A 13,643-nucleotide genomic window follows, 5' to 3' on the forward strand; every position below is an offset into this window, starting at 1 on the left:
ACGTAGACTTCCCCGGCACAGCGATCGGTTCCCGACGGTCACCCGAGAGGCCGCCACCCCCGGCCTCGGCGACCCGATCCGTCCGGACAACGCAGCCGGTCCCCCCGGCCCTGACATCTGGAGCTCACCCACTCATGCGATCCCGCGTGACCCTGGTGCTCGCCGTCGTGGCGGTCCTCCTCGGTGGTGCCCTGCTCGTGCCCGCCGCGTACGCCCGGCTCTCCGACGGCGACGGCGGCGGCGCGGGCGGCGGCGCCGGAAGCGTCGCGGCCCCCGCCCCCACCACGCCGCCACCGCCCACCCTGGCGGCCGCGCCGGTGTCGGTGGCCTTCAAGGGCGAGTTCTTCTCCTGGGCCCTGATGGACCGCGAGAGCGGCACGATCTCCGGCGCGAGGAACATGACCGCCACCAGCTCGACCGAGTCGATGATCAAGGCGTGGTTCGCCGCGGACTACCTGAATCAACTCGGCGAGAAGGCGCCCTCGGCGGCGATGAAGAAGAACATCACCACCGCCATCCGGGACAGCAACGACGACGCGGCGAACGCCCTCTACGCGGCGGTCGGGAAGTCGGCCACCATCAGCCGGATGATCAAGACCTGCGGCCTCACCGACACCAAGCCGGGCAAGGTGCCGGGATACGTCGGCTGGTGGAGCTTCACCCAGATGTCGCCCCGCGACGCGGTCCGGCTCGGCGACTGCCTCGGCGACGGCAAGGCCGCCGGGCCGAAGTGGACGACGTACCTGCTCGACGAGATGAGCAAGGTCCGCGGCACGACCGCCGCCAAGGACCAGAAGACCCGCTCCGGCGGCGGCCGGTGGGGCATCATCGACGGCCTGCCCGAGTCGATCACCAGCCAGGGCCCGGTCAGCATGAAAAACGGGTGGACGGAGCTCAACTACGACGGCAACTGGCACGTCAACTGCCTCGCCCTGACCGACCGGTGGAGCCTCGCCGTCATGCTGCGCTACCCCCGGAAGAGCGGGCTCGACTACGGTTCGCAGGTCTGCGCGACCGTCGCCGCCCAGCTCGTCACCCCGCAGCCCGGCGCCGCTCTCAAGGTGCCGCAACAGCCGGCCGGGAAGCTCTGATGTCCCGTCAGCGCCGCAGAAAGCGCGGCGCAGGGCCGGTCGGCGGGCTGATCCTGGTCGCGGTCGTCCTGATCGGACTCGTGGTCGTGTCGCTGCGCCTGCTGCCCGGCTCGCCGTTCGAGTCCCGGGCAGCCGCCCGGTGGGGCGAGCCGACCGTACCGGCGGACCGCGGGACCGGTGCGTCCACCGACCGCCGCGACCGGCCCCCGCCGTCGCCCAGCCCCTCCCTGGAGCCGCTCCCCTTCGCGGCACAGGATCTCGACGATCTCGGCATCGAGGGCTGGTACTCCTGGAGCGTGCTGGACCGGCGTACCGGCGAGATCATCGGCTCGGACAACATGGACGAGACCAGCACCACCGCGTCGCTGATCAAGTCCTGGATCGTGGCCGACTACCTGCGGCGCACCGCCGAGGCGGGCGACACGCCGAGCGACGCGAAGCTAGCCGACGCCACGAAGATCATCCGGGACAGCGACAACACGCGTACGCAGAAGTTCTACAACAGCCTCGACGGGTCGGCCTCGATCAAGCGGCTGCTGTCCACCTGCGAGCTGACCGACAGCAGCGTCGCCAGTGACGGCGGCTGGAGCCGGACGAACCTCTCGCCCCGCGACACCGCCCGCCTCGGGGCGTGCATCGCCGACGGCCGCGCCGCCGGGCCGGAGTGGACGGAGTGGCTGCTCGACGAGATGCGGCTGGTCCGCGGCACCGGCGACTTCGGCATCCGCAAGGCGTTCCCGGCGGCCGAGCGCACGACCATCGCGATCAAGAACGGCTGGGTCGACCGCACCCGCGAGCAGGAGAACCACGTCAACTGCCTCGCCATCGGCGACACCTGGACGATGGGCGTGATGCTGCGCTACCCGATCGAGAAGGGCTACGAGTACGGCATGCAGAACTGCCAGAAGATCACGGCAGCCCTTCTGGTCCGCCCGTAGCGCGCCGAGGTTCTCAGCCCCGCCGGGAGCCTCAGCCCGTGAAGAAGGCCGGGCCGGTGGCGGGAAGTTCGGGGGTGGCCCCGCTGGCGGCGGCGCGGCGGGCGAACTCGCGGACACCGGCAACCTGCCGGTCACCCAGGCTGAAGTCGAGGACGCGGAAGTAGGTGGCCAGGGTCGCCGCGTCGAAGGGCTCCCAGCGGGCGCCGGCCTCGGCGACCTGGTCCAACTCTCCGAGACAGAGGTCCCGGGACCGCAGGAACGCCTCGTGGACCTCCTTCACCAGGCCCGGATGGGCCGCGGCGAAGTCCCGGCGTACCGCCCAGACGGCGAACACCATCGGCAGCCCGGTCCACTCGCGCCAGGCCTGCCCGAGGTCGGTGACCGTGAGGCCACCGCGGGGGGCCTCGTACATGGCGCGCAACGCCACGTCCCCGATCAGCACGCCCGCGTCCGCCTCCAGCAACATCTGGGTCAGGTCGGGCGGGCAGCGGAAGTACTCCGGGTTCACCCCGTACCGCTCGGCCAGCAACAACTGCGCCAGCAGCACGCCGGTCCGCGACGTCGACCCGAGCGCGACCCGGCCGTGGTCGAGGTCGGCCAGCGGCCGGGTGGACACGATGTTGACCGACAGCACCGGACCGTCGCTGCCCACCGCCAGATCGGGCAGGAGCAGCAGGTCGTCGGCGTGCTTCAGGTACTCCACCAGCGTGATCGGGCCGATGTCCAGGTCGCCGGCGACCAGGGCGGCGCTCAGCCGGTCCGGCGAGTCCTTGTGCAGGTCGACGTCGATCAGGGCGCCGGAGCGCATCAGCCCCCAGTAGATCGGCAGGCAGTTGAGGAACTGGATGTGCCCGACCCGGGGGCGCGCGACGTGCTCGACCATTACCTGACCGTATCCCCCACCACCTGGACCGGCGCGCCGGGCGGGGTGGGAGTGGCCAAGACCGCAGCCACCGGCCGCCCGCTACCGGCCGGCGAGTCCGTAATTCGATGGAGCGCCCCGGTCGTGCGGCGTAGGCTTGCAGGCCGCTTGACGGCCGAGGTGAGCTTCGCACCGCACCGGACGTCCCCGCGCCGGGCGCCGGCCATCCGCCCCCGGACACGCGAGCGATCAGCGATGACCGCAAGGGAAGTCACCGTGACCGCAGCCGACCTCGCTCTCGACCAGGACCTCGCCGCGGAGCGCGAACACCTGGACACCTCCCGCGCCGCCCTGCGGCGGATGCGCGAACGCGCCGAGGCGCTCTTCGCCACCGGTGACAGCGTCGCCGGCGACGCGTACACGGCCGAGCAGCTCGGCCGGCACCTGGCCCGGCGGGTCGCCGAGCTGGCCGACGACCCGACCACGCCGCTGTTCTTCGGCCGGCTCGACTTCGGGGACGCCGACCGGGACCACGCCGGGCGGCGCTACCACGTGGGGCGGCGCCACGTGACCGACGACCGCGGCGAGCCGCTGGTGCTGGACTGGCGCGCCCCGGTGTCCCGGTCTTTCTACCGGGCCAGCGCGCGGGACCCGCAGGGCGTGGCGGTACGCAGACGGTTCGGGTTCAACAGCGGGGTGCTGACCAGCTTCGAGGACGAGCACCTGGACCGTGGCGAGGAGCTGGGCACGGCCAGCCGGATCCTCACCGCCGAGATCGAACGCCCCCGCGTCGGGCCGATGCGGGACATCGTCGCCACCATCCAGCCCGAGCAGGACGAACTGGTCCGGGCCGACCTGGCCGACTCCATCTGCGTGCAGGGGGCACCGGGCACCGGGAAGACCGCCGTCGGCCTGCACCGGGCCGCGTACCTGCTCTACCTGCACCGGGAGCGGCTGCGGCGCTCCGGTGTGCTGATCGTGGGGCCGAACCGGGCCTTCCTGTCGTACATCGCGGCGGTCCTGCCGGCCCTCGGTGAGGTGGAGGTCGAGCAGGCCACGGTGGAGGACCTGGTCGAACGGGTGCCGGTCCGCGCGGTCGACGACCCGGCCGTCGCGGCCGTCAAGCACGACGCGCGGATGGCCGACGTGCTGCGCCGGGCGGTGGCCGCGCACGTCGGCGAGCCGACCGAGCCGATCGTGGTCTCGGACGGCTCGTTCCGCTGGCGGATCGGGCTGGAGCCGCTGCACCGGGTGATCGGGGAGACCCGCCGGGAGGGGCTGCCGTACGCGGTCGGCCGGGAGCGGGTCCGCGCCCGGGTGGTGGGCCTGCTGCAACGGCAGGCGGAGGCCCGGCGGGCCGAGTCACCGAGCGACGCCTGGCTGCGCCGGACGGCGAGATCCCGGCCGGTGACCGCCTTCCTCGACGAGGTCTGGCCGGCGCTCACCCCGGACGGGCTGCTGCACGAGCTGTACGCCGACCCGCAGCGCCTGGCCATCGCCGCCGACGGCCTGCTCAGCGCCGAGGAGCAGGCCCTGCTGGCGGCGTCCGGGACCAGGGTGGGCCGCACGGCGAGGGCTACGCGCTGGACGGCCGCCGACGCGGTCCTCGTCGACGAGGCCGCCGGCCTGATCGAGCGGCCGGCCGGCTACGGGCACGTGGTGGTGGACGAGGCGCAGGACCTCTCCCCGATGCAGTGCCGGGCCATCGCGCGGCGCAGCGAGCACGGCTCGATCACCCTGCTCGGCGACCTCGCCCAGGGCACCGCGCCGTGGGCCGCCCGGGACTGGCGGGAGACGCTGCGGCACCTGGGCAAGCCGGACGCGGTGGTGGTGCCGCTGACCGTCGGCTTCCGGGTGCCCGCCGCCGTGGTCGCGTTCGCCAACCGGCTGCTGCCGTCGCTCGCGGTCGACGTACCCCCGGCCGAGTCGCTGCGTCGGGACGGCACGCTGGAGGTGCGTACCGTCGGGGAACTGCCGGCGGCGACGGTGGCCGAGGTACGGGCGGCGCTCGCGCACGACGGCTCGGTGGCCGTGATCGCGGCGGACACCGCGGTCGACGGGCTGCGGGCGGCGCTCGCCGGCGCCGGGATCGAGACCGCGACCGCCGACGACCCGACGGCCGCCGCGCGCGTCACGGTGGTGCCCGCGACGGTGGTGAAGGGCCTCGAGTACGACCACGTCATCGTCGTCGAGCCGGCGGCCATCGTCGCGGCGGAGCCACGCGGCCTGCACCGCCTCTACGTGGTGCTCACCCGGGCGGTGTCCCGGCTGGCGGTGCTGCACACCGCGCCCCTGCCCGCACCGCTGCTGGGCGACTAGGGCGTTCACCGGGGCGGTGCCGGCCGGCGCCGGCGCCGCCCCGGACCGCGTCGGGCGGGGCGAAGCGGACGTGCGCGGGTCGCCGGTTCAGTGGACGTTTCGCCCGTTCGTACGCCGGACCGGGCACCGGCGGTGCCACGATGCCGACAGGGCGCGCCGCCGGTGGCCGTCCCCGGGCCGAGAGGGGTCGACGTGAGCACCGTCCCGTCGGGTACGCCGTGCTGGACCGACCTTGCCACGCCGGATCTCGCCGACGCGCGGCGCTTCTACCCGGAGCTGTTCGGCTGGACCGGACAGATCGCGCCGGAGCCGGAGGCGGGCGGCTACACGGTCTTCCTCCTGGACGGCCGGGCGGTGGCCGGGGCGGGGCCACCGGCGATCCCCGACCAGGTGCCCATCTGGTCGGTGTACGTCGCCACCGACGACGCCGACCTGGTAGCCGGGCGCGTCGAGCGGGCCGGTGGGCAGGTGGTGGTGCCACCCTTCGAGGTGTTGGACCGGGGCCGGATGGCGGTGTTCAGCGACCCGGCGGGCGCGACCTTCAGCGTGTGGCAGCCGATGGCGATGCCGGGCGGGGAGGTCTTCGGTGTCCCCGGCGCGATGAGCTGGACCGAGCTGGTCACCCCGGACCCGGACGGCGCGAAGGTCTTCTACGAGCTGGTCTTCGGCTGGCATCCGGACGGTCAGGCGGGGGAGTCGGCCGCCGCCCACACCGCCTGGCGGCTCGGCGCCCGGATCGTGGCCGGGATGACCGTGCCGCTGGGTGACTTCCCGGCCGACACGCCCGCGTACTGGTCGGTCTACTTCGGGGTGGCCGACGCCGACGCGGCGGCCGCCCGCGCCGCCGCCCTGGGCGGCTCGGTCCTGGTGCCCCCGCGCGACATCCCGGCCGGCCGCTACACCGCCCTCCGCGACCCCCAGGGAGCCCTCTTCAACGCGATAGCCCTGCCGCCGCGACCCTGACCGTGGCGTCAGCGGCGGACGGGGACGACCAGCGGGCCGTGGTCGCCCTCGACGACCTTGACCGTGGCGCGGTAGTGGCGGGACAGCAGCTTTTCGGTCAGGACGTCGCGGGGGGTGCCGGTGGCGGCGACGCGGCCGTCGGCGAGGAGCACCATGCGGTCGGCGTACTCGCCGGCGATGGAGAGGTCGTGCATGGTGGCGAGCACGGTCAGGCCGTGCTCGCGCCGGAGCTGGTCGACCAGTTCGAGGACCTCCTGCTGGTGGCCGATGTCCAGGGCGCTGGTCGGCTCGTCCAGCAGCAGCAGGGTGGCGCCCTGGGCGAGCGCCCGGGCCAGGAAGACCCGCTGCCGCTCGCCGCCGGAGAGGGTGGCCAGCTCCCGGGTGTGGAAGCCGGCCAGGTCCAGCCGGTCGAGGACGTCGTGCGCGGCGGCCACGTCGGCGGCGGACTCCCGGCCCAGCGGCGGGATGTAGGGGGTACGGCCGAGCAGCACGTAGTCCAGCACCGACATGCCGGGCGGCACCACCGGGGACTGCGCCACGGTGGCCACCACCCGGGCCCGGTCACGGCGGCGCATCGCCTGGATGGGCGTACCGAAGAGGGTGACCGCGCCCGGGGCGGGCAGCAGGCCGCCGACGGCCCGCAGCAGGGTCGACTTGCCGGCGCCGTTGGGGCCGATCACGGTGACCCACTCGCCGGCGGCGACGGTCAGGTCGACACCGCCGAGGATCGGCACGCCGTCCAGACGGACGTGCAGGTCACGCACCTCGACGGCGGGCGCCCCGGCGCCGGCGGGCGGGTCGGAGCCGCGCGGTGGGCCGGTCATCCGAGCATCCGTCGCGTGGTGCGCAGGACCAGGACGAAGAACGGGCCGCCCAGCAGGGCGGTGACCACACCGATGGGAATCTCCTCCGGGGCGGCGGCCGTCCGGGCCACCACGTCGGTCAGCGCCAGGAACGCCCCGCCGAAGAGCAGCGACAGCGGCAGGATCACCCGGTAGCTGGAGCCGGCGAGCAGCCGTACGGTGTGCGGGACGATGATCCCGACGAAACCGATCAGCCCGGACGCGGAGACCGCAGCGGCGGTGCCGAGCGAGGCGGCGACGATCAGCAGGTACCGGGACCGTTGCGGGTGCAGGCCCAGGCCGGTCGCCTCGTCGTCGCCGACGGAGAGCACGTCCAGCTCACGGCGGTGCATCAGCACCACCACGGCGGTGAGCAGGAAGTACGGCAGGACCAGCCGGACGTCGTGCCAGCCGGCGGTGGCGAGCCGCCCGAGCAGCCACGAGTAGACCTGCTGGATGTTGTCCGAGTTCTGTTGCAGCAGGTACGTCTGCCCGGCGGAGAGGAACGCGGAGACGGCCACCCCGGCCAGGATCAGCGCCGCCGGGGAACGGCTCCGGCCGCCGGCGGCGCCGAGCAGGTACGTCATGACGACCGCCCCGATCGCGCCGACGAACGCGGCCAGCGGGACGGTGACCGGCAGCCCGGTCAGCGCACCGCCGGCACCCACCCCGGCGGTGATCACGACGGTGACCGCGAGACCGGCCCCGGCGGCTGCGCCGAGCAGGTACGGGTCGGCGAGGGGGTTGCGGAACACGCCCTGGTAGGCGCCGCCGGCCAGGGCGAGCAGTCCCCCGACCAGCAGGCCGAGCACGGCCCGGGGCAGCCGCAGCTCGGTGACGATGGCGATCTCCCGCTCGGTCAGCCCGCTGTCGAGGCGTACCCCGGGAAGAAGGTTGAGCAGCTCGACCGCGACGCTGCCCGGCGGCAGGCTGACCGGGCCGAGCGACACGCCCGCGACCAGCGCGACCACCACCGCGGCCACGCCAGCCACGACCCACCGCGCCCGCAGCCCGGCCGGCCGGGACACCTGCGGCGCCCCGGCCGGCCGGAAGGAAGGGCCCCTTGTTAACGCCTGCTGCATGGAAAGGGTCCCCTGTTAACGCCGCGAGAGCGTCACGCAGGCACCTTGGCAGTCGCGTCGATGATCGTGCGCAGCAGGTCGACGACGCGCGGGCCCCAGCGCGAGGCGATGTCGTCGTCCAGCGCGACGACCTGGTTGTTCTTCACCGCCGTGATCGCAGCCCAGCCGGGCCGGGCCTTGACCGTGTCCGCGCTCTGCTGGCAGCACTTGGTGTCGGCGAGGAAGACGAAGTCCGGGTTCGCCTTGACGATGACCTCCTGGGAGAGCTGCGGGTAGCCGCCGCTCTTGCCGTCCGGGTCGGCGGGGTCGGCGATGTTCTCCAGCCCGGCGAGGGTGTAGAGCGAGCCGATGAAGGTCCTGCTGGTGGCCGTGTACAGCTCCGGTCCCAGCTCGTGGAAGTAGGTGAGCTTCTCGGACCGCTTGGGCAGGTCGGCGACCAGCTTCGCGATGTCGTCCTTCATCCGCTTGACCACGTCGGCGGCCTCGGCCGGGTGCCCGGTGAGGGTGCCCAGCTCGGTGATCTGGCGGTAGGTGTCGTCGAGGGTGGTCGCGGCCGGGGTGAGGAAGACCGGGATCTTCAGCTTGGCCAGCTGCTCGACGACCTTGTTGCGGTCGTCGGAGAGCACCACCAGGTCGGGGCTCTTGGCGGCGATGGCCTCGGCGTTCGGCTGGAAGCCGGACAGGTCGGTCTTCGGTGCCTCGGCCGGATAGTTGGAGTTGTCGTCGACGGCGGTCACCTGCTTGCCGGCACCGACCGCGAAGAGCATCTCGGTGGCGGTGGGCGACAGCGAGACGATCTTCTCCGGCCGCTGGTCGAGGGTGAGCGAGCCGACCGTCACCGGGTACGAGGCGGCGGCCGACGGGCTGCCGCCGGCCGCGGGGGTGTCGGAGGTCTTCTCGGCGCAGGCGCCGAGGGCGAGCGCGGCCACCGCGAGGGTCGCGGCGAAGAGCCGGGGGGTACGTCTGGACATCGGTCCTCCTGTCGGTCGAGGAGCGTGGTGCTTCGCCGACAGGGAGCGGGTGCGCCCGTCCGCGAGGCGCCCTTCCTCGAGAGCGCGATTCGCGACCCCCAGCGCAGGCGACCTGGCTCGTCCCCGGATCTCGGGGCATCACAGTTGCGGGACAGCGCCGGTTTCCCACCGGCTTCGCTGCGGGGTGGTCGTAGTGCCGGTCCGCACGGGCCGGGTGGCACGTGGGAGGACAGGCACTAGCACGGTAGCGCACGCTCCGGACCGCTCTCGCCGCTGGCCGCGGGCCTGTGACGAGAGGGGGTCGGGGCCCCGCCGGGGGGCGGGACGGGGCCCCGATCCGTTCTCAGGAGGCGGTGATGGTGAGGTTGTCCACGGCCGCCTCGACGAGGCTCGCCCCGGAGGCGTCCGCCGCCTCCACGTGGATGCGGACGGACTGGCCGGCGTACGGGGTCAGGTTGAGGTTCGCCACCGCCCAGGAGCCGTTGCGGTTGGTAGCCGCGCCGGCCTGGTTGAGCAGGGTGGTGGTGCCGCCGTTGTGCACGACGCTGACCCGCAGGTAGTCCGCGGAGGACGCGTTCGAGCCGTGTGCCAGGTACCAGGCCAGCGACAGCGTCAGCGTGCCGCTCGACGGCAGGGTCACCGCCGGGGAGCGGGCGCTGGTGACACCGCCGTCGATGTCGTAGTCGCCCGCCCCGGTGCCGGCCAGCCGGCCGGTGACCAGGTCGTTGCTGCCCGCGTACGGGGTGAGCTGCTTGGCCCCGCTGGAGGTGGTGGCCTGTGCGGCGCCCCGCTCCCACTGGCCCGTGGTGGCGGTGTCGGTCCCGTTCGGGTTGATCGTCCAGCCGGTCGCGGTCTCGAAGGTGTCCGACCAGACCGTGGTGCCGCCACCGCCGCCGCAGTACTGCGCCTGCTTGTTGATCGCCCGGTACGGGCAGTCGGCGTACTCGGCGAGGATCAGCACCGCGTCGCGGTTGCGCGAGGTCTCCCGCCCGATTACCTCGTCGGGCGGGTAGAAGCCGCCACCGGAGGCCGAGCCCGGGTACATCTCGAAGGTGTACGCCCAGATGCCGTGCTGCCCCCACATCCAGTCGATGCTGGTGCCGTCGGCGATGTAGAGGTCGCTGGACTGCTCCGGGGTGTAGCCGTTGGTGGCCGCCATCTGCTGGCCGATGGTGGCGAAGGTGTTGTACTGGTCGGTGGTCATGCCCGGGGCGGTGTTGTTGTACGTGTAGCCGAACGGCCACAGCACCAGCTCGGAGTAGGTGTGGAAGTCGATGTTGGTCTTGATCTGCTGCACGCCGCCGACGACCCGGCTGTTGACGAAGTTGCGGAGCGCGCTCGTCTCCGGCGCCGAGAACGGCGACGGGCCCCGGTAGGTGTCCGACGAGGTGGAGCCGGACGAGCCCCCGCAGCAGCCCCACTGGTAGGACCAGTTGCGGTTGAGGTCGGTGCCGACGTACGACGAGCCGCTGTTCGGCTGCCGGTTCTTCCGCCAGGACCGGTACGAGCCGGTGGCCACGTCGTACTCGCTGCCGTCCGGGTTCACCGTCGGCACGATCCACAGTTCCCGGCTGTTGACGACGCTGGTGATCCGGGAGTCGCTGCCGTAGCTGTCGGTGAACAGGTTGAGCAGGTAGACCGCCATCTCCACGGTCAGGTGCTCGCGGGCGTGCTGCTGCGCGTTGAAGAGGATTTCCGGCTCGTCCTCGTCGGTGGCGACGTTGTCGGAGATCTTCACCGCCATCAGGTCCCGGCCCTCGTGGGAGCTGCCGATGCTGATCTTCCGGGCGATGGTCGGGTGGTCCGCGACCACCTTGTTCACCACCGCCGTCAGTTCCGCGTAGTTGTGGTAGTTCGAGTCGGCGGGCGGGAAGTCGAGGGTGCCGATCTCCCCGTCGGCGGCGCCCCGGTCGGTGGGCAGTGCGGCGATCGCCTCCAACCGGAAGCCGAGCCGGGTGATGGCGGCGGCCTCGGCGCGGGTGGCCGAGACGTGCAGGACACCGTGCTCGGAGTAGTCGATCGAGGCGCCGGTGCGGGCGACCGCGCTGCGGTCGGCGAGCGTACGCGGGCCGAGCACCCGGTAGGGCACGGCGGCCGGTTCTCCGGAGCGGTCCGGGGCCGGTTCCGCGGAGACCGGCGGCGCGGCGAGGGTGAGCAGGCCGAGCCCCGCGGCGATGGCGAGGGCGAGGCGGCGGCGGAGGGTGGGGGTGCGGAAGGCCATGGACAACCTCCTGGGAGGCGCGGGAGATCTTTCCCGCTCGGTGGAGCACACTCCACCACCCGCCACATGGTCATATCAACATCCGTCCATCTCTACTTTCCATGTCAGCCGGATCCTCATTCCGGCAAGGATTTTCTATCCACCAACCTATGGCGAAACTTACTTCCGGGCGGGACACTGACCGGCAACGATGCCCACCTCTCCCGTGGAGTACCGATGCCCAGACCACGCCTCCGCGCCGCCGCACTCGCCGGCCTCACGGCGCTCGCCCTCCTCGGCACGACGACACCCGCCCACGCGACGCCGGTCGCGGCACCGGCCGGCCGGCCGGTCGTCCACGACGAGCAGATCACCTTCCACGAGTGGTCGCGGTACCCGGACTGGCGTCGGGGCAGCCACGCCGGAACCCGGGCCGTGCCCGGCGCACGCCCCGGCCTCACCCTGGCCCGCCCGGCCGGCACCACGCAGTACACCGACCCGCACACCGGCGTCACCCGCACCTGGGAGTACGCGACCTGGACCTCCCCGTCGACGCGGGTCGGCTTCGACGCCAGCGAACTCGTCGCCTCGTGGAACGCGGACACCCCGGCCGGCACCTGGATCCAGATCGAGCTGCAGGGCACGTACAACACCGGTGGGCAGACCCCCTGGTACGTCATGGGCCGGTGGGCCTCCGGCGACGCCGACATCAAGCGCACCAGCGTGAACCGGCAGGGTGACCCCTGGTCGACCATCTGGACCGACACCTTCAGCATCGACGACGCCGACGCCGGGGTGCTGCTGCGCTCGTACCAGCTGCGGCTCACCCTCTACCGGGCGGCCGGCCAGCAGGCCACGCCGCTGGTGCGCACGCTCGGCGCGATGAGCTCCTTCGTCCCGGACCGGTTCACCGTCACGCCGAGCGCCGGCGGCATCGCCTGGGGTGTCGAACTGCCGGTGCCGCGCTACTCGCAGAACGTCCACACCGGCCACTACCCGGAGTACGACGGCGGCGGCCAGGCCTGGTGCTCCCCCACCTCCACCACCATGGTGATCGAGTACTGGGGCCGGAAGGCGTCCGAGGAGGACACCGCCTGGGTGGACCCGACATACCCGGACCCGACGGTCAACCACGCCGCCCGGATGGTCTACGACTACACCTACGACGGCGCCGGGAACTGGCCGTTCAACACCGCGTACGCCGCCAGCTTCCCGGGCCTGGAGGGGCGGGTCACCCGGCTGCACTCCCTGGACGAGGTGGAGCGCTTCATCGCCGCCGGCATCCCGGTGGTGACCAGCCAGTCGTTCCTCGCCAGCGAACTGGACGGGGCCAACTACGGCACGTCCGGGCACCTGTTCGTGGTGGTCGGGTTCACCGCCGACGGTGACGTGATCGTCAACGACCCCGCCTCGTCCAGCAACGACGAGGTCCGCAACGTCTACCAGCGGGAGCAGTTCGAGCAGATCTGGCTGCGGACCAAGCGGATCAACGCCAGCGGCGGCGTCTCCGGCGGCTCCGGCGGGGTGGCCTACCTGATCAAGCCCGAACGTCTGCCCTGGCCGCACGTGCCGGGCAGCACCAACTGGTGACGGACCCCGGCCGGGAGGGCGCCGGCGCCCTCCCGGTCAGGGGTTGTTCCTCGGCTCCTCGTCCTCGCCGGCCAGGGCGGACCGGAGGCGTTCCTTCTCGGAGCGGCGCCGCTCGGCGGCGGCGGCCATCTCCTCGGCCATCTCGTCCCGCCAGCCCCTCAGCAGGAAGAAGGAGGCGGCCGCCGAGAACACCAGGGCCAGCATCAGCTTGAGGAACAGGTTCATCTCGACGAACCAGAGGGCCGCCAGCACGATGACGAACAGCCCGATCCGGCCCAGCGTGTACTTGACCGCCGCGCTCATCTGCGTACTCCGTTCTCCGCCGCCGGTCGGGCGGCGGCCTCAGCCCGTCCGGCGGGCCAGCCACCGCACGCCGGGGAACCACACCACCGCGTACGCGACGGTGAAGGCCGCCGCGCCCAGCGCGCCGGACAGCAGCGGCGGCAGCCCGGCGGCCAGGCCGGCCACCACCAGCCCCGCCGTCACCGCCACCGCGCCGGCGGCCAGCGCGGTCACGATCCGGGCGGCGCCGAACTCCCAGGCGCGGAAGTCCTCCCAGTAGAGCCACACCGGCAGGATCACCGCCAGCCACCCGTTGGCCCGGCCGAACTCCCCGGCGCCGAACGAGGCGAAGGCCCAGTCGAAGAGCACCACCGCCAGCAGCCCGACGACCAGGCCGGCCAGACTGACCCCGAGCAGATCGCCCAGGGTCAGGATGCGCCCGTCGGCGTCGCGCCGGGGAAAGCCGCTCTGCTGCTCGGTCATGGCCCTAAGAGGGTACGCGG

General features: G+C 72.9%; 12 protein-coding genes and 1 riboswitch. Of the genes, 5 read left to right on the forward strand and 7 right to left on the reverse strand.

What is annotated here, in order from left to right; genetic code table 11:
- Positions 1–134 precede the first annotated feature (134 nt).
- Both GKC29_RS02655 and GKC29_RS02660 read left to right on the forward strand, forming a co-directional pair.
- Positions 135–1,091 (forward strand): hypothetical protein, encoded by a 957-nt coding sequence (locus GKC29_RS02655; protein ID WP_155329309.1) that lies wholly within the window; start codon positions 135–137, stop codon positions 1,089–1,091.
- Entirely contained in the window at positions 1,091–2,029 is a 939-nt protein-coding gene (locus tag GKC29_RS02660; protein ID WP_155329310.1) for a hypothetical protein, read from the forward strand. Before GKC29_RS02655 ends, GKC29_RS02660 begins: the two co-directional genes overlap by 1 nt.
- A gap of 31 nt (positions 2,030–2,060) precedes the next feature.
- Here GKC29_RS02660 and GKC29_RS02665 read toward each other — a convergent pair whose 3' ends face one another.
- Positions 2,061–2,912: a menaquinone biosynthetic enzyme MqnA/MqnD family protein gene (locus tag GKC29_RS02665; protein WP_155329311.1), complete on the reverse strand. Its 852-nt coding sequence runs from the start codon at positions 2,910–2,912 to the stop codon at positions 2,061–2,063.
- Positions 2,913–3,443: 531 nt separating this feature from the next.
- On the opposite strand from GKC29_RS02665, the gene GKC29_RS02670 reads away from it, so the two are divergent.
- Positions 3,444–5,210 (forward strand): AAA family ATPase, encoded by a 1,767-nt coding sequence (locus GKC29_RS02670; RefSeq protein ID WP_230689143.1) that lies wholly within the window; start codon positions 3,444–3,446, stop codon positions 5,208–5,210.
- Positions 5,211–5,402: 192 nt separating this feature from the next.
- A complete protein-coding gene (locus GKC29_RS02675) occupies positions 5,403–6,173 on the forward strand; it encodes a VOC family protein (RefSeq protein WP_155329313.1) in 771 nt (256 codons plus the stop codon).
- Positions 6,174–6,181: 8 nt separating this feature from the next.
- On the opposite strand, the gene GKC29_RS02680 is transcribed toward GKC29_RS02675, so the two are convergent.
- The 4 genes from GKC29_RS02680 to GKC29_RS02695 all read right to left on the reverse strand — a co-directional run bounded on the left by GKC29_RS02680 (position 6,182) and on the right by GKC29_RS02695 (position 11,289).
- Positions 6,182–6,997, reverse strand: a complete 816-nt coding sequence (locus GKC29_RS02680; RefSeq protein WP_155329314.1) for an ABC transporter ATP-binding protein — start codon at positions 6,995–6,997, stop codon at positions 6,182–6,184.
- Positions 6,994–8,097, reverse strand: a complete 1,104-nt coding sequence (locus GKC29_RS02685; RefSeq protein WP_155329315.1) for an iron ABC transporter permease — start codon at positions 8,095–8,097, stop codon at positions 6,994–6,996. The genes GKC29_RS02680 and GKC29_RS02685 overlap by 4 nt, the downstream gene beginning before the upstream one ends.
- 32 nt (positions 8,098–8,129) lie before the next feature.
- On the reverse strand, positions 8,130–9,068 hold the full coding sequence (locus GKC29_RS02690) for an ABC transporter substrate-binding protein (RefSeq protein ID WP_155329316.1): 939 nt from the start codon (positions 9,066–9,068) through the stop codon (positions 8,130–8,132).
- Positions 9,069–9,179: 111 nt separating this feature from the next.
- A riboswitch (cobalamin riboswitch) is annotated at positions 9,180–9,241 on the reverse strand.
- Between the two features lie 170 nt (positions 9,242–9,411).
- The gene (locus tag GKC29_RS02695; protein ID WP_155329317.1) at positions 9,412–11,289 is read right to left on the reverse strand and encodes a M14 family zinc carboxypeptidase; all 1,878 of its coding nucleotides are present in this window, start codon (positions 11,287–11,289) and stop codon (positions 9,412–9,414) included.
- 216 nt (positions 11,290–11,505) lie between these two features.
- Here GKC29_RS02695 and GKC29_RS02700 point away from each other — a divergent pair, with 216 nt between their 5' ends.
- A complete protein-coding gene (locus GKC29_RS02700; RefSeq protein ID WP_155329318.1) occupies positions 11,506–12,858 on the forward strand; it encodes a C39 family peptidase in 1,353 nt (450 codons plus the stop codon).
- A 36-nt stretch (positions 12,859–12,894) separates the two neighbouring features.
- Here GKC29_RS02700 and GKC29_RS02705 read toward each other — a convergent pair whose 3' ends face one another.
- Together GKC29_RS02705 and GKC29_RS02710 are read right to left on the reverse strand one after the other, a co-directional pair.
- Positions 12,895–13,161: a DUF4229 domain-containing protein gene (locus GKC29_RS02705; protein ID WP_155329319.1), complete on the reverse strand. Its 267-nt coding sequence runs from the start codon at positions 13,159–13,161 to the stop codon at positions 12,895–12,897.
- Positions 13,162–13,200: 39 nt separating this feature from the next.
- Positions 13,201–13,623: a hypothetical protein gene (locus GKC29_RS02710; RefSeq protein ID WP_155329320.1), complete on the reverse strand. Its 423-nt coding sequence runs from the start codon at positions 13,621–13,623 to the stop codon at positions 13,201–13,203.
- Positions 13,624–13,643 lie beyond the last annotated feature (20 nt).

The organism is Micromonospora sp. WMMC415, assembly GCF_009707425.1.
Lineage (GTDB): Bacteria > Actinomycetota > Actinomycetes > Mycobacteriales > Micromonosporaceae > Micromonospora.

What these genes read in the sequence shown, in the direction of transcription:
- GKC29_RS02705 (WP_155329319.1), bottom strand. Translation starts at nt 13,161, where the DNA reads ATGAGCGCGGCGGTCAAGTACACGCTGGGCCGGATCGGGCTGTTCGTC.
- GKC29_RS02680 (WP_155329314.1), bottom strand. Translation starts at nt 6,997, where the DNA reads ATGACCGGCCCACCGCGCGGCTCCGACCCGCCCGCCGGCGCCGGGGCG.
- GKC29_RS02690 (WP_155329316.1), bottom strand. Translation starts at nt 9,068, where the DNA reads ATGTCCAGACGTACCCCCCGGCTCTTCGCCGCGACCCTCGCGGTGGCC.
- GKC29_RS02685 (WP_155329315.1), bottom strand. Translation starts at nt 8,097, where the DNA reads ATGCAGCAGGCGTTAACAAGGGGCCCTTCCTTCCGGCCGGCCGGGGCG.
- GKC29_RS02700 (WP_155329318.1), top strand. Translation starts at nt 11,506, where the DNA reads ATGCCCAGACCACGCCTCCGCGCCGCCGCACTCGCCGGCCTCACGGCG.
- GKC29_RS02655 (WP_155329309.1), top strand. Translation starts at nt 135, where the DNA reads ATGCGATCCCGCGTGACCCTGGTGCTCGCCGTCGTGGCGGTCCTCCTC.
- GKC29_RS02710 (WP_155329320.1), bottom strand. Translation starts at nt 13,623, where the DNA reads ATGACCGAGCAGCAGAGCGGCTTTCCCCGGCGCGACGCCGACGGGCGC.
- GKC29_RS02660 (WP_155329310.1), top strand. Translation starts at nt 1,091, where the DNA reads ATGTCCCGTCAGCGCCGCAGAAAGCGCGGCGCAGGGCCGGTCGGCGGG.
- GKC29_RS02665 (WP_155329311.1), bottom strand. Translation starts at nt 2,912, where the DNA reads ATGGTCGAGCACGTCGCGCGCCCCCGGGTCGGGCACATCCAGTTCCTC.
- GKC29_RS02695 (WP_155329317.1), bottom strand. Translation starts at nt 11,289, where the DNA reads ATGGCCTTCCGCACCCCCACCCTCCGCCGCCGCCTCGCCCTCGCCATC.